The 26,974-nt window shown below is 59.2% G+C and carries 24 protein-coding genes; 11 read left to right on the forward strand and 13 right to left on the reverse strand.

All coding sequences use genetic code 11. From position 1 onward, the window contains the following. Positions 1-19 precede the first annotated feature (19 nt). From fdhF to ACTRWH_RS01085, 4 genes are all read left to right on the forward strand, one after another. The gene (gene fdhF, locus ACTRWH_RS01070; RefSeq protein WP_305936326.1) at positions 20-2,935 is read left to right on the forward strand and encodes a formate dehydrogenase subunit alpha; all 2,916 of its coding nucleotides are present in this window, start codon (positions 20-22) and stop codon (positions 2,933-2,935) included. Continuing rightward, a complete protein-coding gene (gene fdhD / locus ACTRWH_RS01075; RefSeq protein ID WP_085678117.1) occupies positions 2,916-3,806 on the forward strand; it encodes a formate dehydrogenase accessory sulfurtransferase FdhD in 891 nt (296 codons plus the stop codon). Before fdhF ends, fdhD begins: the two co-directional genes overlap by 20 nt. After that, positions 3,799-4,020, forward strand: coding sequence for a formate dehydrogenase subunit delta (locus tag ACTRWH_RS01080; protein WP_075196346.1), 222 nt, complete (start codon positions 3,799-3,801; stop codon positions 4,018-4,020). Before fdhD ends, ACTRWH_RS01080 begins: the two co-directional genes overlap by 8 nt. A 120-nt stretch (positions 4,021-4,140) precedes the next feature. Further along, on the forward strand, positions 4,141-6,270 hold the full coding sequence (locus ACTRWH_RS01085) for a TonB-dependent receptor (protein WP_136633941.1): 2,130 nt from the start codon (positions 4,141-4,143) through the stop codon (positions 6,268-6,270). Positions 6,271-6,319: 49 nt separating this feature from the next. On the opposite strand, the gene ACTRWH_RS01090 is transcribed toward ACTRWH_RS01085, so the two are convergent. Genes ACTRWH_RS01090 through ACTRWH_RS01100 form a run of 3 tightly spaced genes read right to left on the reverse strand, consistent with a single transcriptional unit; the run spans position 6,320 to position 9,317 of the window. After that, a complete protein-coding gene (locus ACTRWH_RS01090; protein ID WP_462825776.1) occupies positions 6,320-7,366 on the reverse strand; it encodes an iron chelate uptake ABC transporter family permease subunit in 1,047 nt (348 codons plus the stop codon). Beyond that, a complete protein-coding gene (locus tag ACTRWH_RS01095; RefSeq protein ID WP_428396899.1) occupies positions 7,363-8,367 on the reverse strand; it encodes a FecCD family ABC transporter permease in 1,005 nt (334 codons plus the stop codon). The genes ACTRWH_RS01090 and ACTRWH_RS01095 overlap by 4 nt, the downstream gene beginning before the upstream one ends. Further along, complete coding sequence (locus ACTRWH_RS01100) at positions 8,361-9,317, reverse strand: ABC transporter substrate-binding protein (RefSeq protein WP_126810882.1); 957 nt, start codon at positions 9,315-9,317, stop codon at positions 8,361-8,363. The genes ACTRWH_RS01095 and ACTRWH_RS01100 overlap by 7 nt, the downstream gene beginning before the upstream one ends. A gap of 112 nt (positions 9,318-9,429) precedes the next feature. Between ACTRWH_RS01100 and ACTRWH_RS01105 the strand changes: the two genes are divergently transcribed. After that, a complete protein-coding gene (locus ACTRWH_RS01105; RefSeq protein ID WP_462825777.1) occupies positions 9,430-10,296 on the forward strand; it encodes an ATP-binding cassette domain-containing protein in 867 nt (288 codons plus the stop codon). After that, positions 10,293-11,210 carry a sucrase ferredoxin gene (locus tag ACTRWH_RS01110; RefSeq protein ID WP_136633235.1) on the forward strand — a complete coding sequence of 306 codons (918 nt, stop codon included), beginning with the start codon at positions 10,293-10,295 and terminating at the stop codon, positions 11,208-11,210. The genes ACTRWH_RS01105 and ACTRWH_RS01110 overlap by 4 nt, the downstream gene beginning before the upstream one ends. Before the next feature lie 33 nt (positions 11,211-11,243). On the opposite strand, the gene ACTRWH_RS01115 is transcribed toward ACTRWH_RS01110, so the two are convergent. Continuing rightward, entirely contained in the window at positions 11,244-13,331 is a 2,088-nt protein-coding gene (locus ACTRWH_RS01115; protein ID WP_199480502.1) for a TonB-dependent receptor, read from the reverse strand. 170 nt (positions 13,332-13,501) lie between these two features. On the opposite strand from ACTRWH_RS01115, the gene ACTRWH_RS01120 reads away from it, so the two are divergent. After that, positions 13,502-14,344 (forward strand): DUF547 domain-containing protein, encoded by an 843-nt coding sequence (locus tag ACTRWH_RS01120; RefSeq protein ID WP_226909996.1) that lies wholly within the window; start codon positions 13,502-13,504, stop codon positions 14,342-14,344. A 26-nt stretch (positions 14,345-14,370) separates the two neighbouring features. Here the strand turns inward: ACTRWH_RS01120 and ACTRWH_RS01125 are convergent, their stop codons facing one another. The 9 genes from ACTRWH_RS01125 to ACTRWH_RS01165 form a co-directional block, all read right to left on the reverse strand. After that, on the reverse strand, positions 14,371-15,117 hold the full coding sequence (locus ACTRWH_RS01125; RefSeq protein ID WP_036201846.1) for an amino acid ABC transporter ATP-binding protein: 747 nt from the start codon (positions 15,115-15,117) through the stop codon (positions 14,371-14,373). After that, a complete protein-coding gene (locus tag ACTRWH_RS01130) occupies positions 15,114-15,788 on the reverse strand; it encodes an amino acid ABC transporter permease (RefSeq protein ID WP_075196337.1) in 675 nt (224 codons plus the stop codon). The genes ACTRWH_RS01125 and ACTRWH_RS01130 overlap by 4 nt, the downstream gene beginning before the upstream one ends. Before the next feature lie 26 nt (positions 15,789-15,814). Then, positions 15,815-16,570, reverse strand: a complete 756-nt coding sequence (locus tag ACTRWH_RS01135; RefSeq protein WP_041332806.1) for an amino acid ABC transporter substrate-binding protein — start codon at positions 16,568-16,570, stop codon at positions 15,815-15,817. A gap of 59 nt (positions 16,571-16,629) precedes the next feature. Continuing rightward, positions 16,630-17,964: a DsbA family protein gene (locus ACTRWH_RS01140; protein WP_462825778.1), complete on the reverse strand. Its 1,335-nt coding sequence runs from the start codon at positions 17,962-17,964 to the stop codon at positions 16,630-16,632. 18 nt (positions 17,965-17,982) lie between these two features. Continuing rightward, positions 17,983-18,654, reverse strand: a complete 672-nt coding sequence (locus ACTRWH_RS01145) for a VTT domain-containing protein (RefSeq protein ID WP_462825779.1) — start codon at positions 18,652-18,654, stop codon at positions 17,983-17,985. Beyond that, positions 18,651-19,403 (reverse strand): YiiX/YebB-like N1pC/P60 family cysteine hydrolase, encoded by a 753-nt coding sequence (locus tag ACTRWH_RS01150; RefSeq protein WP_041332814.1) that lies wholly within the window; start codon positions 19,401-19,403, stop codon positions 18,651-18,653. The genes ACTRWH_RS01145 and ACTRWH_RS01150 overlap by 4 nt, the downstream gene beginning before the upstream one ends. Before the next feature lie 81 nt (positions 19,404-19,484). Next, on the reverse strand, positions 19,485-19,895 hold the full coding sequence (locus ACTRWH_RS01155; protein ID WP_007154865.1) for a hypothetical protein: 411 nt from the start codon (positions 19,893-19,895) through the stop codon (positions 19,485-19,487). A 147-nt stretch (positions 19,896-20,042) separates the two neighbouring features. Further along, positions 20,043-20,306: a zf-HC2 domain-containing protein gene (locus ACTRWH_RS01160; RefSeq protein ID WP_041332818.1), complete on the reverse strand. Its 264-nt coding sequence runs from the start codon at positions 20,304-20,306 to the stop codon at positions 20,043-20,045. Continuing rightward, positions 20,300-20,920 carry an RNA polymerase sigma factor gene (locus ACTRWH_RS01165; RefSeq protein ID WP_007154863.1) on the reverse strand — a complete coding sequence of 207 codons (621 nt, stop codon included), beginning with the start codon at positions 20,918-20,920 and terminating at the stop codon, positions 20,300-20,302. Before ACTRWH_RS01165 ends, ACTRWH_RS01160 begins: the two co-directional genes overlap by 7 nt. A gap of 219 nt (positions 20,921-21,139) precedes the next feature. On the opposite strand from ACTRWH_RS01165, the gene ACTRWH_RS01170 reads away from it, so the two are divergent. The 4 genes from ACTRWH_RS01170 (at position 21,140) to ACTRWH_RS01185 (ending at position 26,930) form a co-directional block, all read left to right on the forward strand. After that, positions 21,140-23,329 (forward strand): FAD-dependent oxidoreductase, encoded by a 2,190-nt coding sequence (locus ACTRWH_RS01170; RefSeq protein ID WP_228210665.1) that lies wholly within the window; start codon positions 21,140-21,142, stop codon positions 23,327-23,329. A gap of 76 nt (positions 23,330-23,405) precedes the next feature. Next, positions 23,406-24,368 (forward strand): radical SAM protein, encoded by a 963-nt coding sequence (locus tag ACTRWH_RS01175; RefSeq protein ID WP_462825780.1) that lies wholly within the window; start codon positions 23,406-23,408, stop codon positions 24,366-24,368. Between the two features lie 184 nt (positions 24,369-24,552). Then, positions 24,553-25,956 (forward strand): sodium:solute symporter family transporter, encoded by a 1,404-nt coding sequence (locus ACTRWH_RS01180; protein ID WP_007154860.1) that lies wholly within the window; start codon positions 24,553-24,555, stop codon positions 25,954-25,956. 11 nt (positions 25,957-25,967) lie between these two features. Then, on the forward strand, positions 25,968-26,930 hold the full coding sequence (locus ACTRWH_RS01185) for a metallophosphoesterase family protein (protein ID WP_462825781.1): 963 nt from the start codon (positions 25,968-25,970) through the stop codon (positions 26,928-26,930). Positions 26,931-26,974 lie beyond the last annotated feature (44 nt).

Consider the following 26,974-nt stretch of genomic DNA (forward strand, 5'->3'; position numbering starts at 1 on the left):
GCGAGTGGAGGCAATAACGATGTTGCAATATTTTGATCCGGGCACTTTTAACCGAGGTACAGGCGGCCTGAACCCCGATATCGACTATGGTACGCCGCCCAGCACCTCCGAAACCCTGGTTAGCCTGTCCATTGACGGCACCGATATCGCAGTGCCCGAAGGCACTTCGGTGCTGCGGGCAGCCACCCTGGCGGGTATCAACATTCCCAAGCTGTGCGCATCGGACAACCTCGAAGCCTTCGGTTCCTGTCGCCTGTGCGCGGTGGAGATCGAGGGCCGCCGCGGCTATCCGGCCTCCTGTACCACGCCGGTGTCCGAGGGCATGGCCGTCACTACCCAGAACGGCAAGCTGGCCAAGCTCCGGCGCAACATCATGGAGCTGTATATTTCCGACCACCCGCTGGACTGCCTGACCTGCCCGGCCAACGGCGACTGTGAACTGCAGGACGTGGCCGGCGCCGTGGGTTTGCGGGAAGTGCGCTACGGTTTTGAGGGCGAGAACCACCTGGACGTGGAAGTGGACGATTCCAACCCCTACTTCAGCTTCGACCCCAGCAAGTGCATTGTCTGCTCCCGCTGCGTGCGCGCTTGTGAGGAAGTGCAGGGTACCTTTGCGCTGACCATTGAAGGCCGCGGCTTCGACTCCAAGGTATCTGCGGGCCAGAACGATCCGTTCATGGATTCCGAGTGCGTGTCCTGCGGCGCCTGCGTGCAGGCCTGCCCCACCTCCACATTGATGGAAAAGAGCGTGATTGATGCCGGCCAGCCCGAGCACAGTGTGGTCACCACCTGCGCTTATTGCGGCGTGGGCTGCTCGTTCAAGGCGGAAATGAAGGGCGACCAGCTGGTGCGAATGGTGCCCTACAAGGGGGGTGACGCCAACCACGGGCATTCCTGTGTGAAAGGCCGTTTTGCCTTCGGCTATGCTACCCACAAGGACCGCATCAAGGAGCCAATGATCCGGGAGTCGATCAACGACCCCTGGAAAGTCGTGTCCTGGGATGAGGCCATCGAATTCTCCGCGAAGAAGCTCAAGGACACCCAGGCGAAATACGGCCGGGAGAGCATCGGTGGCATCACCTCCTCACGCTGTACCAACGAGGAAACCTATCTGGTGCAGAAGCTGATCCGCGCCGCGTTCGGCAACAACAACACCGATACCTGTGCGCGGGTCTGTCATTCACCCACCGGCTTTGGTCTGAAGACCACCATGGGCGAGTCCGCCGGGACCCAGACCTTTGACTCGGTGATGAAGGCTGACACCATGATCGTAATCGGTGCCAACCCCACCGACGCCCACCCGGTGTTCGCCTCCCAGATGCGCAAGCGGCTGCGCCAGGGCGCGAAGCTGATTGTGATTGATCCACGCCGCATCGACCTGCTGAAAACACCCCACGGCACCGAAGGCATTCACCTGCCGCTACGCCCGGGCACCAACGTGGCGATGATCAACGCCCTGGCCCACGTTGTCGTAACGGAAGGCCTGGAAGACAAGGCGTTTATCGAAAGCCGTTGTGACCCGAAACACTACAACCAGTGGCGTGAGTTTATCGCCGAGGAGCGCAACTCTCCGGAAGCCCTGGAAGCGGTCACCGGGGTGTCGGCGGACCTGGTACGCCAGGCCGCACGAGCCTATGGCGAAGCGGGTAATGGCGCCATCTATTACGGCCTCGGGGTCACCGAGCACAGCCAGGGTTCGACCATGGTGATGGGCATAGCCAACCTGGCCATGGCCACCGGCAACATCGGCCGTGAAGGCGTTGGCGTGAATCCGTTACGGGGCCAGAACAACGTTCAGGGTTCCTGCGACATGGGCTCCTTCCCCCACGAACTGCCGGGCTATCAGCATGTGGGCGACCCGGCCGTTCGAGCCAGGTTTCAGGAGGCCTGGAATGTGGCCATTGACGATGAGCCGGGCCTGCGGATTCCCAACATGTTTGATGCCGCCATCGCCGGCAGCTTCAAGGCCATGTATGTGCAGGGCGAGGACATTGCCCAGTCCGATCCCAATACCCAGCATGTGGAGGCGGCGCTCAGTTCGCTGGATTGCCTGATCGTGCAGGACATCTTCCTCAACGAAACCGCCAAGTACGCCCATGTGCTGCTGCCGGGTTCCACGTTCCTGGAAAAGAACGGCACCTTCACCAACGCCGAGCGCCGTATTAACCGGGTGCGTAAAGTGATGGCGCCGGTGGCGGGCATGGAGGACTGGGAAGTCACCATGGCGTTGTCGAACGCGCTGGGCTATCCGATGCAGTACCGTCATCCGTCCGAAATCATGGATGAGATCGCCCGGTTGACGCCGACGTTTACCGGTGTCAGTTACGACAAGTTGGACGAACTGGGCAGCATCCAGTGGCCCTGTAACGACGAGCATCCCGACGGCACGCCCACCATGCACACCCTCGATTTCCCGATCGGCAAGGGCAAGTTTGCGGTCACCGAGTATGTTGCCAGCGAGGAAAAAACCAATCGCAAGTTCCCGCTGTTGCTGACCACCGGTCGCATCCTGAGCCAGTACAATGTCGGTGCCCAGACCCGACGCACCGAGAACAGCCAGTGGCATCAGGAGGATGTACTGGAAGTTCATCCCAGCGATGCCGAACTCAGGGGCATCCGCGAGGGCGACTGGCTGGGCATCACCAGCCGTGTGGGCCAGACGGTCCTGCGGGCAAGAATCAGTGATCGCATGTTGCCGGGGGTGGTGTACACCACCTTCCACCACCCGGGCAGCGGTGCCAATGTGATCACCACCGACAGCTCTGACTGGGCCACCAACTGCCCGGAATACAAGGTGACTGCGGTGCAGGTGGAGAAGGTCTCGCAGCCGTCAGAATGGCAACGCCACTTCGAGCAGTTTGACCAGCGCCAGCAAGGGTTGTTGGAACCGTCGGCCAGCCATATGGAGCAACCCGATGCCGCGGCACTCAAATAACCCGGAGCTGGCAGTCATGCCAGTGATGGGGCCGGACCCTGAGAAGGGTGCGCCAGCGTCCTGTGACCTCCCGGTGGAGGTTCATGGCGGTATTGAGGGCGCCCCCGGTCAGGATAGTGTCGCCGAAGAGGTGCCGGTGGCGATGGTTTATAACGGCATATCCCATGCGGTAATGATGGCATCGCCTTGTGATCTGGAGGATTTTGCACTGGGTTTCAGTCTGACCGAAGGCATTATCGACAGCCTCGGGCAGTTGTTTAACCTGAACGTACATGCCGTCGACGAGGGCATCGCTATCGAGATGCACATCGCCGGCGACTGTTTTGCCCGTTTGCGCCAACAGCGACGGAATATGACCGGACGAACCGGCTGCGGGCTATGCGGCACCGAATCCCTGGCCCATGCGGTCCGGGCGATCCCACGCGTGCCGCTTCGCCCGATACCGGATGATGAAGACGTTCAGCGCGCTCTGAGCAGCCTTCGGCACTACCAGCCCCTGCAGGAACAGACCGGCGCCACCCACGGTGCAGCCTGGTGCGATAGCCAGGGCCGCATCGAACTGGTTCGGGAAGATGTCGGCCGTCATAACGCACTCGATAAACTGATCGGCGCACGGATACACAAGAAGGGCGAGTCGGCCTTCGACGATGGCTTTGCACTGGTTTCCAGTCGCGCCAGCTTCGAGATGGTGCAGAAAAGTGCCAGTGTCGGTATCGGTTGCCTGGTGGCTGTCTCTGCGGCCACGGCACTGGCGGTCCGGGAAGCGCGAACGGCCGGCATGACCCTGATCGGGTTCGCCCGCCCTGGGCGGCATGTCATCTACAATCGGGGCGACAGTGGCCAACCTTCCGAGGAACGCGAGCATGAGTGACCAGCAGTTGCGGAACCTGATCAAGATGATCAACCAGATCAGTGATAACAACCTCCATCATGGCGATGAGGGCGAGGCGGCGGAGGTGGTCGCCACCCACATCAGGAAGTTCTGGGCCCGGAGTATGAAACAGCAGATCAGCGATTATGCAACGTCGGACGGGGCAGAGTTGAATGCCGTTTCCCGGCTGGCCGTCGAGCGCCTCTCGTTGTAAGAACTGATGGTTTTGATTTAGACAATGAGAATTGTTAGCATTTGCACCTCGTTAACATGAGGTAATGTCTGTCATCCTGAAGGGTGCGGGCAAAATGCATTAACCATTCGAGATTTGTCTATGAAAACTCCGGAGTCACGTCCCCTGCTGCTGGCGCTGGCCATAGCGGCTGTTCACGGTTCTGCACTGGCGCAATCTTCGTCCAATACCCAATCCGGCGACAACGCCAAAGCGTTACCGGACCTGGTTATCACGGCCACCCGCAACAAAAGCACAGCGGGAGAGACTCCGCAGAAGACAACCATCATTACCCGCGAGCAGATCGAACAACAGCAGGCGATTTCCAATGACCCCGGCCAGGTGCTGAGCAACCTGATTCCTTCCTACTCTCCGGGCCGTCAGAAACTGTCCAACGCCGGTGAAACCTTCCGGGGCCGGTCACCCCTGTTCCTGGTGGACGGTGTGCCGCAGAGCAATCCACTGCGGGACAGCGCGCGGGACAGCTACACCATCGATCTGGATATGGTCGAGCGTATCGAAGTAATCCACGGTGCCAGTGCGGAGCACGGCCTGGGTGCGACGGGTGGCATCATCAATTTTGTAACTCGCAGGCCCGACAGCGGTGAGGTTTCCCAGTCTGTGTCGGCCAGCGTGACCAGTGACGACAACGTGGACTCCGATGGCCAGGGTTACAAAGTGGGCTACCGGATCAGCGGTCAGCAGGGCCGCTGGGACTATCTTCTGGGCGGGAACATTCAGGAGCGCGGCGTGTTCTACGATGGCGAGGACCGCCTGATCGGGGTGGCCTATCCCGGTGAACTCCAGAACACCGAAAGCTATGACGTATTGGCCAAGCTGGGTTACTGGCTGGATGACGACCAGAACGTGGAGTTTTTCATCAACCGCTTCCAACTGGAAGGCAAAGGCGGTTACGTACCGGTACCCGGCGACCGCGACAACGGAGTACCCACAACAGCACGTCCAGGCATCATTGATGGTGAACCGGGAGAGAACGAAGTCACCACCGCTCGCCTTTCTTACTCGCACGGCGATTGGCTGGGCAACCAGGTGGATACCCAGCTATACAGCCAGACCTTCCGGGCCCGGTTTGCCACCACGCCGTTCTTCCCCTATGTGGACGCCAACGGCAACGATCAGCTCGACCAGACCCGTAATGAATCCGACAAGGTGGGCGCCAAGTTCACCCTCACCCGCGACGGCCTGCTGAACGATTACCTGACCCTGACAACGGGGCTGGATGTTCTTCAGGATGAAACCCGCCAGACGCTGGTGGAAACCGGGCGTACCTACGTACCCAAATCGCAGTTCCGCAACTACGCAGCCTTCCTGCAGGGCGATGTTGCGGTCACCAACCGTTTGACCCTGCACACCGGTGTCCGCTATGAACATGCGGAGCTTAAGGTCGACACCTACAACACCATCGACCGTAGCAATGTCACCCAGGATAACGTCACCGTCCAGGGTGGCAATCCGGACTTCAATGAAACCCTGTTCAATGCGGGTGTTGTCTATCAGGCGACGGACCAGTTGCAGCTGTTTGCGAACTATTCCGAGGGCTTCGGCATGCCAGATGTTGGCCGTGTACTGAGGGGAATCAGCGACGCGGGGCAGGACGTTGATAATCTGTTGGTACTGGAGCCGATCATCACTGATAACCGTGAGATTGGTGGCCGTTTCGACTGGGACCGCTATCACTTTGAGGTGAGTTACTACGAGTCGGATTCCGACTTTGGTGAGCGCCTGACGGAAGTGAACGGCACCTGGGTCGGCAACCGGGAAAAAACCGAGATCCAGGGTGTGGAAGTCACCGCCGATGCGGACCTGAACGACGCGCATAACCTGGCGTTCTCATACACCTATGCGGATGGTGAGTCCGACACCGACGGTGATGGCGATGTAGACACTGAGCTGAGCGGCATCAATATTGCGCCGGAAACCCTGAAACTGAGCTGGTCAGCTGCCTGGACGAAGAGGCTGTCGAGCCACCTTCAGTTCACCCAGTTCCTGGACCGGGACATCGAAGGAGATGACCTGGACTTCGACGGATACGGGTTGGTGGATGGCTCTATGGCCTACCGGACCCGTGCCGGGAAGTTCTCCCTGGGCATCGAGAACCTGCTGGATAAGGACTACTTCACGTACTACTCCCAGTCTGCCCGGGTGAGTGACGAGTACTATTTCCAGGGCCGTGGCCGCACCGTCACCCTTGGTTATCAGCTCGACTTCTGAGCAGTCGGCATCCCAAAGCCCGGGGCCTCAGTGCTCCGGGCTTTTACTGTCACCCCAGTTCCCGCCTGAGTCGGTACAGCAGGTACACGAAGAAGGGCGCACCGATGCCCGCAACGAAAATGCCGGCCGGTAGATCCCTGGGTATGAACGCTACCCGACCCACCCAGTCCGCATAGAGAAGAATCAATGCGCCGATCAGTGCCGCGATGGGCAACAGCCCCGTGTGGCCACTGTTGACCAGTCGTCGCGCCATGTGTGGCGCAATCAGGCCGATGAACCCGACCGCGCCGGCATAGGCCACGGCAGAGCCGGCGAGCGCCACAGCCAGCACCAGGAACAGCAAACGATGGCCTTGCAGGGCGCTACCCAGGCCCAGCGCCATATCTTCCCCCATGGATTGTGCATCGAGGTGTCGCAGCTTGATCAGCGCCAGGGGCCAGCACACCATCAGCCAGGGTGCCAGGGCGGTGACGTCGTGCCACTGTGAGGCGTAGAGGCTGCCAGTGAGCCAGATATAGGCATTCATGGCGGTGGCATCGGGGCTCAGTACCAGCAGCAGGGTGGTCACTGCGGTCAGCCCGGCTGCCAGCCCGATGCCCACCAGCACCAGCCTGGCGGGGCTGATTCCCCGGTGCCAGGCCAGAGCGGTAATGCCCAAGGCCACGACAAAGGCGCCCCCCATGGCGACGGGCGCCAGTAGCAGCGAGGTTCCGGTGACACCGCCGAGCCAGAGGAACAGCACCGCGGCGGCCGACGCCCCACTGGTGATGCCAATGACATCCGGTGACGCCAGCGGGTTTCTCACCAGACCTTGCAGGATCAGTCCAGCTGAGCCCAGAGCAGCGCCCACCAGTATCGCCATGAGTATTCTGGGCAGGCGAATTTCCAGAATAATCAGTGCCAGCTCTGACTGATCCGGGGCGGCCAGGGTGCCGAGTACCTCCATAACCGAGGTGGGATGGCTGCCAGACGTCAGCGCGAGAACACTGCTGACAGCCAGTACCACTGCGAGCACACCGGTGACCACCAGAACTCTGGTATTGAGTTTGATCGACCAGTGGTCATTGCGGGAGCGAAGTATCAGGGTTCGGCTCATGATACTTTCCTCACGTGTCGGGCGAGATGGAGGAACAGCGGTGTGCCCAGCAGCGCTGTCATGACTCCCACGGGAATCTCCTGGGGTGGTATCACCAGCCTGGCGGTGGTGTCGGCAGCCAGCAGCAGCGTGGCGCCAATAATGGCCGACAGGGGTAGCAGCCAGCGATGATCCGTGCCAAAGAGGCCGCGAGCCATGTGTGGCACGATCAGGCCGACAAAGCCGATCAGCCCCGCCATGGCCACAGAAGTGCCTGCCAGGACAATCACCACCAGACCGATCAACAATCGCACCTGCCCTACTCTGAGCCCCAGGCCGCGGATGACCTCATCGTCCAGCCCGAGCAGGTTCAATTGCCGGGACAATAGCAACGCGAGGATCAGGGCGCCGCCGAACAGCGGCAACAATGGCGCTATCGCATCCAGGTCGCGCCCTGAAACGGAACCCGCCAGCCAGAACAGGATGCTTTCGAAACGGTCCTGGTTGAGGATCAGCAACCCCTGGGCAAAGGAGACGAACAGCGCTGTCACCGCGACGCCGGCGAGCACCGTGCGCACGGGCGAAACCCCGCGCCCGGCTTCCTGCCCCAGAAAATACACCAGCACGGCGGCCGTGGCGGCGCCGGTAAAGGCGGCCCATACCAGTTGCGATGGCGAGGTCAGCGAAAACAGCGTGGCGCCGACAACCACGAAAAACATGGCGCCGGCATTGATGCCGAGAATGCCGGGTGACGCCAGAGGGTTGCGGGTCAGCGTCTGCATCAGCGCTCCGGCAATGGCCAGGCCGGCACCTACGACCACGGAGGTCACGGTTCGCGAAAAGCGTTCCGAGTGAATGACCAGATGTTCGAGGGATCCGGGATCGTAGTCCGTCAGGCTGTTGATCAGCATCTCCAGTGACACAGGAATGTGACCGAATATCAGGCTTGATACCGTAGCGGCCAGCAGCAGGCCCAGGCAGAGTAGGGTTCCCAGCGTTTTTGCCGGTGGGGTGGTCAGCATCGTGGGCACCCCTGACGCTCAGGTTGATGAAGGTCGTAGTGCTGGTAGAGCTCGTCCAGCATCTGATTGGCGGCAATAATGCCAGCGCCCATGTTCCAGGTGACCGGGTCCACCTGATAGACGTCGTTTTGCCGCACGGCTTTCAGGTTTTTCCAAAGGGGGTGGCTGGACCAGGTGTTGAACGTGCGCTGAACGGCGGGATCGTCCTCCATGAAGATGAAGACGGCCTCGGCGTCCATGGCCGGGATGCTTTCCTGGCTGGTAAGCTTTATGCCCCAGCTTTCCTGGCGATGGGAGGCTGGGGCAGTGAAGCCAAGCTCGTCCAGCACGGAGCGGGCGAAGCCGCCGTAGTAGATGCGGGCATGGTCGGCCCGAAAACTCAGGATTGCTACCTCCTGGGGCCACTGTTCACCCAGCTTTTGGCGGATTCGGGTTCTGAAATCCTCAACCCGTTCCTGCCAGCGCGTCAGCAATTCCTCACCGCGAGCCGTGCGGCCGGTGGCCTTTGCCATCATCGTAAGCAGTGCCTTGAAGTCGTAGACATTGCCCGGTATGACCGTGGGCGCGATGCGTTCCAGCAAGGGGTAGATGGTGCGATGCCGGTTCCTGGCGCCAACAATCAGGTCCGGCGACAGCCAGGCGATGCGCTCCAGGTCAGGCTGGGTTTCCAACCCCAGATAGGTCACGCCCTGAAGGTCTTCACGCAGGTACTGATACATCGGCTTTTCGGTCCAGGACTCCACCACGCCTATGGGGTTGATCCCCAGCGCCACAGCGGTATCGGTGGCGCCCTGATACAGGGATACCACACGATCAGGCCGGCCCGCGATGGTAGCTTCACCAAGGGCATGCTCCACGGTGGTTACCGGGGTAGTTGTGATGGCAGCGATGGCTGCGGGGGATTGAAGGAGACAGGTAACGATCAGCAGGAAGCTGGCGTAGCGGTGCATGATAAATCCGGTTGTTTAGCGGACAGCAACTATGGGCTGATTTGATGGGGGCCAATTTGATAATGAGAATGGGAGATAATATCATCTGACTTCACTCGAAAGCGACGCCAATATGCCCCTGAATCGACATTCCCCATCCCCGGACTACGATCGCCAGCCACGACTGCGGGGTGACTCAGTGTGCGCGGGATACGACGGCCGACAGGTGCTGACGGACGTGGATTTCACGGTGCGCGAGGGCAGTGTCACCGTTCTGTTGGGACCGAATGGCTCGGGCAAATCCACCCTGCTGAAAACCCTGGCCCGAACGCTGGCCCCCAGCGCTGGCAAGGTGCTTCTTGACGGCAACGATATCCATCGTCAGCCCACCCGCACCGTCGCGCAACAGCTCGGAATACTGCCACAGAGCCCCACCGCCCCGGATGGGCTGACGGTCAGGGAGTTGGTAGGGCTTGGGCGTTTCCCCTATCAGAGCCTGATGCGCCAGTGGTCCCGGCACGACGAAGCCGCCGTTGAGGAGGCCATGGCCGTGGCGGACGTTGCGACGTTTGCTGACCGGCCGGTGGATGCGCTCAGTGGCGGGCAGCGTCAGCGCTGCTGGATTGCCATGGTGCTGGCCCAGGAAACCGATCTGCTTCTGCTTGATGAACCCACCACGTTTCTGGACCTGAAGGTACAGGTGGACCTGCTGGAACTACTGGTATCCCTGGCGCACACACAAGGGCGGACGCTGTTGGTAGTGCTCCACGACCTCAACCTGGCTGCGGCCTACGCCGACCGGCTGGTAATGATGAAGGCGGGCCGGATTCTGCACGACGGCCCACCGGAGACCGTGTTTACCGCCGACAACCTCAAGCAGGTGTTTGATCTTGATGCCCAGGTTATCCGTGAACCTTTGGCGGGCCGGCCGGTTTGTGTGCCGATAAAACGAACCGTGGCAGAGACCGCCTCCTTTACCTCGCCGGTGGTAACGGCATGAGTGCCTCCGCCCATCGGTTCTGTGCTGTCGACAGTATTGAGGCCGGCGACCCTCTTGCCGGCACAGCAACCCATGCCGAGAGTAATCTGCTGATCAGTTGGCCGCGGCCGAAGTGGTCTCGAAGCCTGCGAATCGCCCGTGATATGGATGACGACCTGGCATCACGGGTCAACCGTCTTGCGGCGAGTGGACGGCGGGTGAACCTGATTCACCAGCGTGGTCGGCCGGCGCTCAGTCACCGACTTTACCTGTTGCCGGAAGGCCGCAGCTTTGACGTTGAGCGGCGTGACCTGCCGGCGTTTCTGGAGGCCCTGGAGTCCGGCAACGACCTGAGTGGGTGGGCCGGCGCAGCGATGACCGACTCCCTGGTGCTGTGTTGCACCCATGGCCGCAAGGACAAGTGCTGTGCCAAGTTTGGATATGCGACCTATCAGGAGCTCGCCCGTACAGTCGCAGACCGGGACTTGCCGTTTGAGGTCTGGGAAAGTTCCCATCTGGGCGGATGCCGGCTTGCGGCGAGCATCATGGTGTTCCCGTCCATGCGTAAATACGGCCGCGTTGCGCCGGAACAGGTGCTGCCTTTTCTGCAGCATGAGGCAGATGGCCTTCCCTACCTGCCCTGTTATCGTGGCCAGTCGCTGCTGACGCCTGCCCAGCAGTGCGCTGAAATCTCCGCCCTGGAGTGGCTTTCAGACAGAAACATTTGTGCGGCACTGTCAGTTGGTCCGGAAGCTTCCTGTGATGACAGCAAGGAGGTTGCGGTGCAAGTGGACTGGGCGTCGAATGATGATTCCGGGGCACTGACAGCCCGATGCGGCACCATGGAGGTCATGCGCGTCGATACCTGTGCGGACCTGGACGAGGGCCCTACGGCGTCGCTTTGCTGGGTGGTAAAAAACATAAGGCCGCTGTGAGCGGCCTTATGTGTGGTCCCGACAATCTTCCGTTTACCAGTCGACCCCGTAACTGACCATGACCGATCGGCCCGGTGCAGCGGTGTACTGGGTGTCGAAATTATAGATCTGCGAGATCACCGGGAAGTAGTCTTCATTCAGCAGATTGTTGATGGCCAGGGTGATATCCCCGTTTCCGGTCCGCCAGGTGCTGGTCAGATCCAGAACCGTGAAGGACTCCACCTCGCCCTGGCCAAAACCGCTACCGCTAAAGCGGTCGCGATCACCCACGACCATGGCCTGCAGGCGATTGCTCCAGCGCGCAGTAGTATCGTGTTCCACATAGCCGGTGAGCTTGAGTGGTGAAATCCGGTTGCCGGCAAGATAGGTGTCGTAGCTGCCATCATCGTCAGAATCGACTTTGCCTTCCATCCAGGTGAAGGTGCCGCCGGCACTCAGGTCGCGGGTGGGATAGGTGTTGAGCTCTGCCTCGAAACCGTAGATACGTTCAGGGCTGCGCAGCACGGGAATGGGCTCGTTGGCGTTGGCTGCCGCAAGGCTGGTTCCCAGTTCCGACTCACTGTAGAACAGCGTCAGTGCAAGATCGGCGCGATCCCAGACGGCCTCGGTGCCAACCTCGTAGTTGTCGACCACCTGTGGCTCAGGGCGGATCTGATCCAGCGATGTGCCCTGCTGGGGCTGGCGCAGGGTGCGGCCAATCTCCGGCACCGTGAAGCCCTGAGAGAAGCTGGCGGTGGCTGCCCAGACATCGTTCACCTGGTATCGGGCCCCGGTATTGAAGACCGTTTCGCTGTACTCCAGCTCACCGCCTTCGACGTCTGCACCAAACACCGTGGTGTAGTCGTCCACCTCGAACCAGAATTTTTCGTAGCGGACACCAGCATTAACGGTCCACTTCGGATTCAGCCGAAGTTCCGCCTGCAGGAACGGCGCCACACTGTTCTGGTCCATTTCAGGTACGAACGTCCGCCCGTCTTCCAGGGGCTGGGCCGTGGTTTCCATCAGGGTGTCCAGGCCCCAGAGCAACTTGGCGCCAGACATGACGTCAAACGGCGTTTCAAAGTCCAGACGGGAGCCGATGCGCTCCGATTCGGTCAGCGACTGTCCACCGCCGGGATAGAAGGTGGCGAAGTACCCGAATCGGGTCATGTAGTCGCGATAATACAGCTGCGCACCCAGTGAGGTATTGCCGAACAGTTGCTGGTCGCTGTAGGTCAGGTTCACGTTCAGGTTTTCAGTGCCCTGATCCTCGCCGCCCGGGTCGCCTTTGACGGCGCGGGTTTTCTGCTCGCCGTACACGCCCGCTTCAAGGACGTAATTGGTGTCCTGCTTGATGTCGTAGTAGCTGGTGGTCAGTTCCAGGCGCTTGTCGGCGTCCAGGTCGAAGCCGAGCTTTGCCAGCACGTCGAACTCGCGGGAGTCGGCAATGCCACCCTGGCCGTTCGGGTCCGGCGGGATGCGGTCGCCATCGGCATCGAAGACATTAGCGCGTTTTTCGTAGGAGCCTCGGAGCTGGTAGTCAAGGGCTCCTGAGCCACCGGTCACGCTCTGGGATAGCCCGAATTGTTCGCTGTCCTTGATGTGCTCGGTCGAGAAACCACCATTCAGTTCGGTGCGGTATAGGGGGGCGCCTTTCTCGTTCTTGCGGGTGATGATGTTGATGATGCCGCCGGTACCGCCAAAGCCGTACACACCATTGGAGCCCCGGATCACTTCGATGCGCTCGATCGATGACGGGTCAATGGAGTTCAGGGAATGAAGCCCGTCGCGCAGGCTGATGGTCTGGGGGATGCCGTCAATCAGTACGAACAGGTTTCGGCCACGCAGCGTCTGCGCCACACTGGTTAAACCGTGGGTAGAGGGCGACAGGCCTGGAACGGTTTTGGCCAGAATATCGCCCACGTTGCCACCCAATGAGGACTGTTTGTCGATGGCGTCGCGGTCAACCACGGTGACCGCACCGGGGTTAACGTTGAGGGAGTCGAGACCGCGAGTGGCGGTTACTTCAAGTGTATCAAGAGATTTCGGTGCCTGATCGGTGCCTTCCTGAGCAGTTGCGGTTGTGGCGCATCCAAGCGCGAAGATCAGGGAATAGCGAAGAGGGTTGGGTTGTTTGAGCATGGTTCTCGGCACCTGATGGTTGTTTTTCGTCACGATGCGGAAACTAAACTAAATGTAATCGATTATCAATACTAATTGCATTGTAACAATGGCCGGCTTTTCGTGTCGGTGAAAGAGCAAAGTCGATGAACCTGTAGACCTTCGGAACCTTTAGACCTGTGGAGAGTGACGTGAACAAACCTGGACGATTGATAGGCCTGATGATGTTCGCCGTCATCATGCCGGTGACCGCTGCCGCCGCTGAAGCAACGTTTGACCCGTTTCAGCGTCTGCTAACACAGTACCTGACAGAGTCGACAACGACCGACGGTGGCCTGGTTTCTGCATTTGACTATGAGGCGGCCCTGGCCTCATCGCAGACCGACGGCCTGCTGGCGGACCAGCGTGACCGCCTTGCAGATTTCGATACCGGCACCCTCGATGGCGAGGCTGAATCCGTCGCCTTCTGGCTCAACGCCTATAATTTCTTCATGATCGACCAGATCCTGACTGAGCGACCGGACGGAGAACTCGTCGACTCGGTCTGGGACTACGGCGGTCGCGTCAATCCCTTTGTGGACAGTGTTTTTGACCGGGAAAAGTTTGAGATAGGCGGACAGGAATACAGCCTGAACCAGATGGAGAAGGATATCCTTCTTGGGGAGGAATACGCAGATAAAGGGTGGAAAGACGCGCGGGTACACTTCGCGGTGAATTGTGCGTCCGTTGGCTGCCCGCCATTGCGGGAGACTGTCTACACGGCTGACAATCTGGAAAACCTGCTGGCAGAGAATACCCGGCGTGCGTTCAATACGGATCGGCATCTGAGGATCGATACTGATACAGCGTATGTCACCGAACTGTTCAAGTGGTACGCGACGGATTTCGAAGAGGCATCGGGAACACCAAAGGCGTTTATAAGGGCCTGGGCGGATGCGTCAGTGGCGAGTCGCGTCGCGCAAACGTCTGCGATGGAGTACATCGATTACGACTGGGCGCTTAACAAGCCCGACAATTTTTCTGAATTCCGATAATCGGTGTTGGTCGGCCCGACCGCCGTTCATACCGGATTGGTGGCCAGGATTTTCTTCAGAAAGTCCTTGGTTCGTGGGTCCTTGGGATTATGGAAAATCTCACTGGGAGGCCCCTGCTCCACGATTCGACCTCCGTCGATAAAGATCACACGGTCGGCCACGTCCCGCGCGAAGGACATTTCGTGGGTAACCACCATCATGGTCTGGCGTTCCGAGGCCAACTGTTTCATCAGCCCCAGCACTTCTTCCACCCACTCGGGGTCGAGTGACGAGGTGGGCTCGTCAAACAGGATGACTTCCGCGCCCGTCGCCATGGCACGGCCGATACCGACCCGCTGTTGCTGTCCGCCGGACATGGACGCCGGATAGGCATCTGCCTTGTCGGCGAGGCCGATCCGATCAAGTATCTCCCGTGCGCGCTGGTAGGCTTTTTCTTTCGGCCAGCGATCCACCACGAGCAACCGTTCCGCGATGTTCTGCAACGCGGTCTTGTTGGAGAACAGGGCATAGTTCTGGAAAACGAACGCGGTTCGCCGGCGCATGGAGAGAATGTCCGCGCGGCTGGCGCGGTTCACGTCCACGGTCAGATCACCCACGGTCATGGTGCCTTTGGTGGGTTGTTCCAGAAAGTTGACGCAGCGCAACAGGGTGGATTTTCCGGTCCCTGAGGGACCGATGATCACCACGATCTCACCTTCTTCGATGGCGAGATCGATGCCGTCGAGAACCACGGCCTTGCCAAAATGTTTGCTCAGTGATTCCAGTTTGATCATCGGCTGTAGGCCTTGTTCAGACGGATTTCCAGGTAGTGCTGAAGCTTGGAGAGCATCTCAACGACGATCCAGTACATGATGGCGGCAACAATGAAGGCCTCGAAGTACAGGAAACTGCCGGCGGCCTCTTTCTGGGTGGCCCCCATCAGCTCGGTAACCCCCAGGGTAAATGCCAGGGAGGTGGCCTTGATCATGTCGATGAAGTAGTTCATCAGCGTGGGCAGTGCCACACGTGTGGCCTGGGGCAACACTATCCGTCGCATCAGCTGGCCGTTGGTCATGCCGATCGACAGGGCGGCTTCGGTCTGGCTGCGGTCCACACCCACGATGGCGGCACGTATCGATTCCGCCATGTACGCCGAAAAATGCATGGTCAGGCCCATGATGGTCGCCGTAACGCCGTCTATGACCGTCAATGCACTGACCAGTTGCGGCAGCCCGTAATAGAACAGGAACAACTGCACCAGCAGCGGAGTGCCCCGGAAAAAGGAAATGAACACGATGGTCAGCTGATTGAGCACCGGGATGCGCAGCACCCTGACGACGGCGAACAGGCAGGCGAGGATCAGCGCCAGCACCATCCCGACGCCGGCCAGCTGCAGGGTGAGAGGCAGGTACCCGAGCAACACAGGTACCAGCCCAAGCATGTATTCGACGTTCAACACGTCCATAGCGAGTCAGGCCTTGATGGCGCCCCTCAGGGCTGGGTGATGTCGGTGCCGAACCACTTCTCTGAAATGGAGGCCAGGGTTCCGTTGTCACGCAGGGCTGCCAGGGCCGCGTTTACTTCATCACGCAACGCTCGTCCGGCGTCCGTGTCGCGAAACGGGTAGGCGTTGGTGATCTGGGAGAACGTTGGGCCGGCGAGCTCCAGCGGCAGTGGCTTCTCCTTGATGATCTGGCTGGCACTGACCCGGTCCATAACGAAGGCGTCCACGCGACCCAGAGCGGTATCACGCTCCAGATTGCTCTCATAGGTTTTGATGTTGATTTGGTCTGCATAGGGCAGTTCCCGCAACAGGGCCTCGAAGTTGGAGCCCAGATTCACCGCGACGGTTTTACCCTTCAGATCTTCCACACCCTCAACCTCGGTGTTGCCTTCCTTGGTCACTACCTGAGCACCGTCATAGACATACGGTTCGCTGAAAATGTAGGCCTTCTGGCGCTCCTCGGTGATGGTGATCTGGTTGGCAACGGTGTCGATGCGCCCGGATTCCAACATGCCAAACAGGCCTGAGAAGTTGGCGGTCTGGTACTGGATTTCACGCCCCATTTCCTTGCCAATTGCGTTCATCACATCAACTTCAAACCCTTTGAGGGTATCCTGCTCCACAAAGGTAAACGGGAAATACTGGCCGGACATTCCGACTCTCAAGGGGTCTCCCTGGGCAAGAGCAGGAGCACTTACCATCATGGATACGATGATCAACGAATGAATCAATAGTGTTTTCATAGAACCTCCTTCCAGAGTTTGTCGCCTTCACGGCCCACGTTGGGACGAGCATGGAGTTATCATACGCGCCCTTGGCGTTTATTGAGAGTCGCGGTAGCCGCGACGATGCTCTTTTCGATCACCCACAACCGATCCTGCCCCCAACAGCTGACCTCCCCGTAACGGAAGCTGGGAACGCCCCATAGCCCGCAGTCATACATGGCTTTGCGGTTGTCCTCCGCCCACTCACGCCAGCTTTGATCGTTCAATAAAGCCTTGGCTTTCTGCCAGTCCAGGCCGGCTCGTTCGACGATTACTTTCAGACCGGCATCGGTTTCGGAGCGGATGCCTTCGGCATTGACGGCCCTGGCGTAGGCCCGCATGTAGTCGGTCTCGCGACCGAGTGAGCGGGCGTATTCGAACAAGGCATAGCATCTTTCCACGCCCGGCCCCAAAGGATCGGCGACGAAACCATACGGAATGCCCAGCTTGTTGGCCTCCCTTTTGGTGTCGTGGAAGATGTACCACTTTTTGGCATCCGGTACCGACTGCCCGCGCATCAACATGGGCAGAACCGGTCTCAATTGAAGAGGAATATTCCACGCCTTGGCCAACTGGACTGCTCGCTCCAGGCCCAGATAGGAGTATGGGCTGCGGATGGAAAAGAAGATCTCAAGGGTGGTGGTCGCTCGATGGCCGTCAGCCGGGCTGGGGCTGCTACTCATCAAATCGGACCATGTGCGCGTGAAAAGGACCGCATCGGGGACGTCCCGGTTCAGTCCCTGTTCGTTTAGACGCCGCTCAAGATGATCCAGGCGGTCCACACCCCAGAACCATTCACCCAGGTACCTCGTCATGCTGCCTTGATAGTGCCCTAGCCTCCGGAGCAACCGTTCATTCTCGGACAGCTGTGCGTGGTCATACCTTGCGGGCGCTGTGTCCGGTGGCGAGCCGGAATGTGAATGCCATAGATCTTCCAGCACACGCACGGCGGTTATCAGCCCTTCACCGGTTTTTTCTGCATTGAGCAGACGGGCCGTGGCTGTCGTCAGTTCGGTCTCGGAGGGCGCCGTCGGCCGGTCTGGAGGCGTGAAGCCGTATAGTTGTGCGAGCCTTGTAGCGTCCTGTTGCGCCCAGGTGCGCCAGAGAGCCGGCTCGGGGTACATGTTGTCGTCCAGTTGCCAGACAGTATGGACCCGGAAACGCACATAAAAACGTTCCTGTAGCTGGATAAGCGCTTGCAACAGGGGCAGCCCAAATGGGTCTCGGGGGTTTACGAACACCTGGACAAGATCGCTCTCACCCCGCGTCTTTGCCCGTAGGTTGTGAAGGGATCGTTGCAGAGCGTATCGGGGCGCACTGGAAAGGGCACGGGCGAGCCAGGGCATAACATCGGCTTTGACCGGACGGCGCATAAGGTCGTCTCTTTGTTGTTATTGGTTAAGTTGAAGCCAGCGCGCCAGCTGCGAGCCGGGGTTTCGGCTGATGGACCACGGCAACCATACCATCACTGCCAGGATAATCGCGCCTGCGGCGACGGTAAGTACCGGATTCAACGTGAACGTGTTCCCCAGGCCTGCAAACACCACCGTCATTGGCAGCATGCCAACGAAGGTGGCAATCGCAAAGCGCCAGGCGCGTATGGCAGTGACGCCGGCGGCGTAACTGATCAGGGCGAACGAGAAAACGGGTATCAGCCGGGTCAGCAGGATGGCAATGGTGAGAAAGCGTTGCGAGCCATCCCGTGCAAGCACAGGGTTGTCCGGAAAACGTTTGCAGATCACCTCGCGTCCGAGGCAACGGGCAATCCAGAACGCCGCCATGGCGCCCAGCAGGGCACCGGTTGCTGCGATGGCGGTTCCCTCAAGCACACCAAACGCCAGACCTGCGGTTGCACTGACCGGAAGCGTGGGAATCGGGCCTATCACAACCGCCATCGTCATCAGCAGCATCAGCAACAGTGGGCCGGCAGCCCCCTGGCTTTTCAGCCATTGTGCAAGGGCATCTGGAGACAGGTCCGCAGGTATTCCCAATATCTGCAGCAGCCACCAGGCACCTGCCAGGGCAGCCATTACCACAACAACGATGGCGATTCTCAGTGTCATTCCGCCCACCGGAACCCCCGGTAATCAAACCCTTGTTCCAGTGTGGGTTTAACGACGTCGAAATAGGGGGAGGCGTCGAAATCCCGGGGCGCAAATAGAGAATGGTGGCGAATCCGGAAGTACTCGCGTTTTTGCGCGTCGCAAGCCGGATCACCTTCTGATTCGGACAGGCTTACGGGCAGTATCGGGTAACGGAGGGCCTGGAATCCCTCGGCGATGAATGTGGAGCAGATCGCCCGCGTGGGATCACCGCTGCCAAGGGCCAGAAGCGAACGTCGGTAACGGGACGGTACCGGTGGCGTCGGGCACAGGTAGCGTGCCAGATCCCAGACGTTTTTCAGGTCGTACTGGTGGCCGAGCCGGCTTTTCGAGTAATCCACAAGCTTGTCGATATCATTGTCGGTGAGTCCGACCGGGCGACAGATGCGGGTATGGGTGTTGCGGTATGCCGACAACGAAAGCGGGCGAATACCTTCCTCAAGATCCGCCTCGATCAGTACATGTGGCTCGCCATTGCCGGCGGCGCCAAGGCCCGCGTTCGGTCCCAGGTAAAGGGCGGCGTGCGACCAGGTTGACTGAGTCAGGTACTTGATGGCCACACTGATTCGCGTATTTCCCTCCACCAGTAAAACGTCGCCGGGCTGAAGAGTTTTTTCCAGGGCCTCCCAGGCGGAGGTGCGCACCGAGTGTTGGGTGACCTGCTTTGAAAGATAGGTGGTCAGGCGCCGTGACAGCCAGTTCAGTAGCATCGGTACTCCGGTTGTTGGCGGTAGGTTGATAGCAACAAGGACAAACAACCGGACTGACTGTTACAACGCCCTGGCGCCGTTTTACGCAGCAGTGGGAGCCGGTTGCCTCGAAAGCGTAAGCGTATCGTAATCACGAAGCAGATACAGCGCCGCGCATGCGGCGAGCATGGGCCAGGCCGCAAAGAACAGGAGGTTATCGAAAGGCTGCAGGTATTTCGCGAATGAGGACAGGGTGGAAGCACCGTGGAAGATCAGGAGTGCGCCGTAAGTCCAGGTTTTCAGAAGGCCAGCAACAAACATCAGTATCAGCACAAGTTGTGCGATGCCGATGAGGTAGACGGCTGTCTCGCCAAGGCCATCGAGCCCGTAGAATGAATCGAAAACCTTGATAGCGTGCTCGGGCTGAACCAGTTTATCCAGGGTCCAGACCAGAAAAACAACGAAAACACCAAGTCGAAGTAACAGCAGGGCAAGGGGTAACTGCTTGGGCATTCCATATCTCCTTTCGAATTTTGAATGATCGTTCCAGAGACAGAGCGGCGGTGTGGGAGTTCCATTGGCAAGCGAAAAGAGTGGTTCTGTCAGAGCCTGGTGTAACGTCCGGAAGGGGCGGGTGTCGTTAAACGAAAGCGAAGAGCATCACGGGTCCGACGTGTCGTTTCCGGAGTGCCGAGCGTTGAGCGACTCACTGACACGTTCGTCAATCCGGCGTACCAGATCTTCGTCCAGCTGCTGGCTCGAGTGGGCGTTCATAAGCTCTATGCTGGCCCGCAGGCTGCCAATGAAGCTACGACATCGACCGCACATCAGCAGGTGCATTTTCACAGACATTACTTTCCCGGTGCCCAGCTCACCGTCAATGTAATCGCTGGCGATGCGAGCCAGATCCCGGCACATTAACATTCGCCTGTCTCCTGAAATGTCTCAACCATCAGAAAGATTTTCTGCCGTGCCCGATGCAGGAGCACGCGCAGGTTAGAGGCGCTGACATCCAGAATGTTACACACGTCGTCGGATTTGTGCTGATGCGCTTCGTACAACATCAATGCTGATCGTTGTGTTTCCGGCAGTGCGGACAGGTGTCGATCAAGGCAGTCGCTCAGTGCACCGTTCTCCATCAGTGCCTGGGCGGACTCATTGGTTTTCAGGCTCGGCGGTGTGGCCCAGCGACCATTGGGCGCAAAGCGGGCGGCGAGGTCCGGGTCCAGCGCTTCCGAAAAATCCGCGTTCACCTCCCTCTTGGTCTTTCGGAGATGATTCTTGGCCCGGTTTGCCACGATACGGTGCAACCATGTCTTCAGGCCGGAACGGCCCTCAAATGTCTGAACGGCGTCGATAACCGTCACCCAGCAATCCTGGACAATTTCCTCTGCCGAGGCGTGATCAAGGTAAAAGCGGGCGACGGCCATCATGCCAGGGGTGTATAAACGCACAGCCTCGCGAAAGGCGCCCTGGTTCCCCGACTTCAGGCCGGTGATGAGGATGTCGTCGTCAGATTGGTGCGTTGTGGTTTCCATTCCGTATACCCCAGGACACCCGCGTTAGAGCGTTGTTATAAACATGTTATTGGACATCCAGAGCGGCCTGGACAATGGTATGTCTATAGTCGCAGCCATTAGTTCCAGTAATGATGAGTCACTGCTCAAAAAAATTTTAGACCCTGGCTGCTGTAACATCCAGCGCTTTGGCGTGTCTCTCAGAGCAACCGTTTTCACTTTTAATTTATGGATTTAGCTATGAACTCCAAAAAGCTCGTTTTGCTGCTGGTTATCGGTGTCGTGGTTGCACTGTTTGTCAGTTTTGGCGGTCACGAGATACTCACGCTGGAAAACCTGCAGAAACACCAGTCTGCCATTGAACAGTGGATCAATCAGAATTTGCTGGCGGCGGTGCTTGGGTTTGCTGGAGTGTATGTGGTGGTAACGGCGCTGTCGCTGCCCGGTGCCGCGATCATGACGCTGGCCGGCGGTGCCTTTTTCGGTAATGTCTATGGTCTGGTTGCAGTATCCATCGCATCGACCATCGGTGCCTCACTTGCGTTCCTGGTGGCCAGGTTTCTGATGCGGGATACCTTGCGGGAGAAGTACGCGGAAACCGTCGCAAAGATGGACCGTGGCATCAAAAAAGACGGTGCGTTCTATCTTGCCACCCTGCGTCTGGTACCGGTATTTCCGTTCTTCCTGATTAACCTGGCGATGGGCCTGACCGCCATGAAGCTGAAGACCTACGCTCTGGTGAGCTGGGCGGCGATGCTGCCGGGGACCTTTGTGTATGTAAACGCCGGCACCCAGCTGTCGACGATTGAAACCACCAGCGACATTGTGTCGGCCAATATTCTGCTGTCTTTCGCGCTGTTGGGGGTGTTCCCGCTGATCGCCAAGTTTGTTGTCGGTTTCATTCGCAAGCGCCGGGTGTACGCCGGCTGGCAGAAACCCGAGTCGTTTGATTACAACCTGCTGGTGATTGGCGGTGGCTCGGCGGGCCTGGTGTCGGCGTACATTGCCGCAGCGGTTAAGGCCAAGGTGGCGCTGATCGAGAAAGACAAAATGGGCGGAGACTGCCTCAACACCGGTTGCGTGCCGTCCAAGGCGCTGATTCGCAGTGCCAAGGCGGCCGACACCCTGCGCCAGGCGAATCGTTATGGCCTGGAGTCGGTACCGGTAAAAGGCTCCTTTGCCAATATCATGGCGAGGGTGAAAGAAGTCATCGCCAAGGTGGAACCCCACGACTCGCCCGAGCGCTTCCGCAAACTGGGTGTTGACTGCATCTCCGGTACCGCCAGCTTCGTATCGCCCTGGGAGCTGGAAGTGGTCCATAGCGACGGTCACACCGAGCGCCTGACCGCGCGCAGTATTGTGGTGGCCACTGGGGGCAAGCCGGCAGTGCCGCCCATTCCAGGTTTGGCGGACATGGAGCCGCTGACATCGGACAATCTATGGTCCCTGCAGACCCAGCCTGAGCGCTTGCTGGTACTTGGTGGCGGCCCCATTGGCTCGGAACTGGCCCATGCCTTTGCGAGGCTTGGCAGCAAGGTGATCCAGGTGGAAATGGGCGAGCGTTTGCTGGCCAAGGAAGACGCCGATGTCTCCGAGGTCATCCGGAAACAGTTTGAACAGGATGGCATTGATCTGCGGCTTAACCACGCCGCCAAGGAGTTCGCTGTCGAGGACGGAGAAAAGGTGGCCTACTGCGAGTTCAACGGCGAGCGCGTGAGGATCGTGTTTGACCAGGTTCTGGTTGCTGTTGGTCGTGCCGCTCGAACTGACGGCCTGGGGCTGGAAAAGATTGGGGTGGAAACCCTGCCCAATGGCACTGTGCCAGTGGCAGAAGACATGAGCATGCGCTTCCCCAACGTCTTCGCCTGTGGCGATGTGGCCGGGCCCTATCAGTTTACCCACGCGGCGGCTCACCAGGCCTGGTACGCGGCAGTGAACGGTCTGTTTGGCGAGTTCAAGCGTTTCCAGGTGGATTACCGGGTGATGCCCTGGGTGACCTTTACCTCGCCGGAAGTGGCCAGGGTCGGCCTTAGCGAGGCCGAAGCCAAGGAAAAAGGTGTGGCTTACGAAGTCACCCGCTATGGCCTGGACGACCTGGATCGTGCCATTGCTGAGAGTGAGGATTACGGTTTTATCAAGGTGCTCACGCCGCCAGGGAAGGACAAGATTCTGGGTGCCGTCGTGGTCGGTGTGCACGCCGGCGAGATACTGGCCGAGTTCACCCTGGCCATGAAGCACGGCCTGGGCCTGAACAAAATTCTGGGTACTATCCACCCTTACCCGACCTGGAACGAATCAGCCAAGTATGCCGCTGGAGAGTGGAAGCGCGAACACGCACCCCAGGGCATTCTCAAACTGCTTGAGAAACTTCACGGCTGGCGCCGTGGCAAACAGACCGGCGACAAGGCCGGCCGGGAAGTAACAACGTAAAACAGAATAAGTGCAGGTGTTACAGGGCCTGCACCTTTTTTGGCACTCATAGATTCATCGTCAACACGGAGCAGCTATGCCCCTGACCCAAACCGCCGAAAGACGTATTCCCGCCGTGGAAGTGCTGGAACCGAGGGCCCGCGACAGCTGGACCCAAACCCGCAACGGCGACCCGCGCGGCTACATTGATTCCGACAAGCTCAAGGAACTGTGGATTCATACCGGCACCGCCTGCAACCTGGCCTGCCCGTTTTGCCTGGAAGGGTCACACCCCGGCGATGGCCGTATTCCGGGCATGAAGTTGAGCGACGTGAAACCCTTTATTCACGAAGCCCTGGATATGGGGGTGGAGCAGTTCTCCTTCACCGGCGGTGAGCCTTTCGTGATCAAGGATTTCATCAATATCCTCGATTACGCCAGCCAGCACCGTCCCTGCTTTGTCCTGACCAATGCCACGGATCCACTGCTCAAACGCCGTCATCAGGTGCTGCCGTTACTGGACAACGCGTACCCGATCCATTTCCGCGTCAGTCTGGACTTCCCTGACCGGGCCCGGCATGACGTGGACCGGGGTGAAGGCAGTTTCGATAAGGCATTGGAGGGTATTCGCTGGCTGGTCGACCAGGGTTTTCAGGTATCGATTGCTCGCCAGACCGATCCGGAGGAGATTTCGGCAGATGTGGAAGCGGCTTTCCGCGAGATTCTGCGGGACTGGGGCATTCCTGAAACGCTGGCATTCACCGCGTTCCCTGATCTGGGGACGCCCGGCTCAGAAGACGGCAGCCCGGAGATTACCGAAACCTGCATGGAGAAATACCCCACCAAAGAGGCGCGGTCGCACTTCATGTGCACTTATACGCGCATGCTGGTGAAGCGGGATGACCGGGTGCGGGTGTATGCCTGTACGTTGGTGGATGACGATCCGCAGTATGACCTTGGCGGGACGCTGGCGGAGAGCATGGATGAGCGGATTATGTTGCGGCATCACCGGTGTTTTGCCTGTTATCGGTTTGGGGCTAGTTGTTCGGCGCCTGGGTGACTTTTTCTAAGACTGGTTGCTGGGAGTTGGCGGTCTGGGGGTGGTGTTTTATTTCCGCCAGGAAAAAGGTGTCTGAGCAAAGCGAGTTTTTTTCCCCAGGAAATAAAACACCACCCCCAGACCGCGGTTGAATGACTGTAATTCGCTGGATTAGAACAAAGAACGGACGAGGAAAAGACAGACGATGAATTTCACGGAAGCGACCCTGTTTTGGGGGTTTTTGGTGGTTTATGGGGTGGTGATGTATGTGTTGTCGCCCAAGAGCAAAAACGCCAATTCGTTCTATAAAGGTGCGGATGATCAGGGTAACCCGGTAAGTCAGTGGTCGCTGACGGCGAGTATTTTCATCAGTTGGATCTTTGCCAAGTCGGTGACCAACGCGGCCAACCTGGGGGCTGCTTATGGTGTCACCGGCGGTCTGGCGTACGCCAGTTACTGGCTGTCGATTCCCGTGGCCGGCTACATCATATATTTGATTCGGACCCAGACCGGTGCCCGCAGCCTGCAGGATTTCCTCACGTCGCGCTTTGGCCGGCTGGCCAGTCTGGCGTTTGCGGCGGCCATCCTGATCCGTCTGTATAACGAAGTCTGGAGTAACACCGCCGTGGTGGGCGGCTATTTCGGGCTGCCGGGTGAGTGGGAGTACTACTCCGCGGCGATGCTGTTTACCGTCTTTACTCTCGCCTACAGCCTGAAAGGTGGCCTGCGGTCGTCGATATTCACGGATGTGATTCAGGCGTTCGTGTTTGTGTTCTTTGTCGGCGCGGTGCTGTTCCTGATTGTGCCGGCCAATGACACCAGTGCCCTGCTCACCGACGGTGAGTTCAAGCTCAATGCCGGCTTTGACCTGTTGCTCGTCGCGCTGTTGCAGATGTTCAGCTACCCCTTCCACGATCCGGTGCTAACCGACCGCGGTTTTGTGAACAAGGAAAAAACGATGTTGAAGAGCTTCGTGGTGGCAGGACTGCTGGGCTTTGTGGCGGTGTTCATCTTCAGCCTCGTCGGTGTTCACGCACGGCTCAATGGCATTGAGGCCATGGGTAATGCGCCCGCGGCTGTCGGACAATCGCTTGGGTTGGCGGCGCTCTTCTTCATGAGTGTGGTGATGATGACCTCCGCCGGCTCCACGCTGGATTCCACATTCAGTTCACTGGCCAAGTCCCTGGCGGTGGATCTGCCACGGCTGGCGAAACGTGCCAAAGACCGGTTGCCGAGCGTTCGCGTGGGCGCGGTCATCATGATTGTGTTCGCACTGCTGGGTAACCTGCCGATGTTTGCCGGCACCGACATTCTCAAGGCCACCACCATTTCCGGCACCATGGTGATGGGGCTGGCACCGGTGTTCCTGTTCTACGGGTTTACCCGCTGGTCGCCCTGGAGCTTTCATCTCAGTTTCTGGACCGGCCTGGGTCTGGGTGTGCTGCTGGCAACGGGGCTGATTCCCGCCAGCTGGGCCATCGGTGACGGCAAATACGCCATGCTGCTGGGTGTAAACGCCTACGGCTTCCTGATCTGCACCGCCGGTTTCTTTGTGCCGCTGGTCGTCCGCCGACTTGCCGGGCGCTCTCTGGCGGCCGGGGAGGTTTAGGAGGTGGTGTCGTGACCGAGGGCCGGAGTTGTCCGCTGGCGTATCGCTACGATCCGGCGTCGCTGTGTGCTGAGCCGCAACAGGTGGCCGGGGACGTGCTGTATGTTATCGGTGGCCTGTACGGAAATCCCCTTGCCCTGGATGAAATCGAGCAATTGGCACGGGCGGAGGAGCGACAGGGCCGCCGGGTGACGTTGGTGTTTAACGGGGATTTTAACTGGTTTAACGCCACCGACGGGCTGTTCCGGGAGATCAACAATCGGGTGCTGGAGCACACCGTCAGCCTGGGCAACGTGGATTATGAACTGGCCAACCCCAATGATGGCGCCGGCTGCGGTTGTGCCTATCCGGATTTCGTGGATGAGGGCGTCGTGGCACGTTCCAACGCCATTATGGAGCGGCTGCAGGGGGTGGCCGGGGAGCATTCCGATATTCAGGCGCGGTTATCCCTCTTACCCCGTTACCGTTGCCTGATATTTGGAGGCCTAAAGGTTTTGGTGATTCACGGCGATCCGGAGTCCCTCGCCGGTTGGGGGTTGGCCCATGAATCCTTTGTGGCTGGTAACGAGGCGAAGCTGACGGAGTGGTTCCTGGCCAGCGGTGCTGATGTGATTGTCTCCACCCACACCTGCCTGCCAGTACTGTGGTCGGGAATGGTGAACGAGCGACGTTGTGTGGTTGCCAACAACGGGGCAGCCGGAATGGGGAATCTGCGGCAGGACCCCCGTGGGTTGATCACCCGGATCGGTCTGGCGAGCCCCGTGGCTGAGCCGGTTGCCGGTCTTGAGCGGCAGGGCCTGAATGTCTCACTGTTACCCGTGGACTATGACGTCGACGCCTGGTTAACGCAGTTTGACCGGCTCTGGCCGGCGGGTTCGGCCGCCGCTGTGTCGTACCGGGACCGGATCGTTGGAGGGACTTCGATAACCGCAGACGATATTACGTTTCCCCCTGGAAGGGGCTCTATAGGGTAACGAATTTGTCACTGGCGGTTGGTGTAATAATGTCTATTCTGAAG

Source organism: Marinobacter sp. G5_S1_61_S3, assembly GCF_054968585.1.

Excerpts from the sequence above, each read along its gene's own strand:
- fdhF (WP_305936326.1), top strand. The coding sequence starts at position 20 with ATGTTGCAATATTTTGATCCGGGCACTTTTAACCGAGGTACAGGCGGC.
- fdhD (WP_085678117.1), top strand. The coding sequence starts at position 2,916 with ATGCCGCGGCACTCAAATAACCCGGAGCTGGCAGTCATGCCAGTGATG.
- ACTRWH_RS01080 (WP_075196346.1), top strand. The coding sequence starts at position 3,799 with ATGAGTGACCAGCAGTTGCGGAACCTGATCAAGATGATCAACCAGATC.
- ACTRWH_RS01085 (WP_136633941.1), top strand. The coding sequence starts at position 4,141 with ATGAAAACTCCGGAGTCACGTCCCCTGCTGCTGGCGCTGGCCATAGCG.
- ACTRWH_RS01090 (WP_462825776.1), bottom strand. The coding sequence starts at position 7,366 with ATGAGCCGAACCCTGATACTTCGCTCCCGCAATGACCACTGGTCGATC.
- ACTRWH_RS01095 (WP_428396899.1), bottom strand. The coding sequence starts at position 8,367 with ATGCTGACCACCCCACCGGCAAAAACGCTGGGAACCCTACTCTGCCTG.
- ACTRWH_RS01100 (WP_126810882.1), bottom strand. The coding sequence starts at position 9,317 with ATGCACCGCTACGCCAGCTTCCTGCTGATCGTTACCTGTCTCCTTCAA.
- ACTRWH_RS01105 (WP_462825777.1), top strand. The coding sequence starts at position 9,430 with ATGCCCCTGAATCGACATTCCCCATCCCCGGACTACGATCGCCAGCCA.
- ACTRWH_RS01110 (WP_136633235.1), top strand. The coding sequence starts at position 10,293 with ATGAGTGCCTCCGCCCATCGGTTCTGTGCTGTCGACAGTATTGAGGCC.
- ACTRWH_RS01115 (WP_199480502.1), bottom strand. The coding sequence starts at position 13,331 with ATGCTCAAACAACCCAACCCTCTTCGCTATTCCCTGATCTTCGCGCTT.
- ACTRWH_RS01125 (WP_036201846.1), bottom strand. The coding sequence starts at position 15,117 with ATGATCAAACTGGAATCACTGAGCAAACATTTTGGCAAGGCCGTGGTT.
- ACTRWH_RS01130 (WP_075196337.1), bottom strand. The coding sequence starts at position 15,788 with ATGGACGTGTTGAACGTCGAATACATGCTTGGGCTGGTACCTGTGTTG.
- ACTRWH_RS01135 (WP_041332806.1), bottom strand. The coding sequence starts at position 16,570 with ATGAAAACACTATTGATTCATTCGTTGATCATCGTATCCATGATGGTA.
- ACTRWH_RS01140 (WP_462825778.1), bottom strand. The coding sequence starts at position 17,964 with ATGCGCCGTCCGGTCAAAGCCGATGTTATGCCCTGGCTCGCCCGTGCC.
- ACTRWH_RS01145 (WP_462825779.1), bottom strand. The coding sequence starts at position 18,654 with ATGACACTGAGAATCGCCATCGTTGTTGTGGTAATGGCTGCCCTGGCA.
- ACTRWH_RS01150 (WP_041332814.1), bottom strand. The coding sequence starts at position 19,403 with ATGCTACTGAACTGGCTGTCACGGCGCCTGACCACCTATCTTTCAAAG.
- ACTRWH_RS01155 (WP_007154865.1), bottom strand. The coding sequence starts at position 19,895 with ATGCCCAAGCAGTTACCCCTTGCCCTGCTGTTACTTCGACTTGGTGTT.
- ACTRWH_RS01160 (WP_041332818.1), bottom strand. The coding sequence starts at position 20,306 with ATGTTAATGTGCCGGGATCTGGCTCGCATCGCCAGCGATTACATTGAC.
- ACTRWH_RS01165 (WP_007154863.1), bottom strand. The coding sequence starts at position 20,920 with ATGGAAACCACAACGCACCAATCTGACGACGACATCCTCATCACCGGC.
- ACTRWH_RS01170 (WP_228210665.1), top strand. The coding sequence starts at position 21,140 with ATGAACTCCAAAAAGCTCGTTTTGCTGCTGGTTATCGGTGTCGTGGTT.
- ACTRWH_RS01175 (WP_462825780.1), top strand. The coding sequence starts at position 23,406 with ATGCCCCTGACCCAAACCGCCGAAAGACGTATTCCCGCCGTGGAAGTG.
- ACTRWH_RS01180 (WP_007154860.1), top strand. The coding sequence starts at position 24,553 with ATGAATTTCACGGAAGCGACCCTGTTTTGGGGGTTTTTGGTGGTTTAT.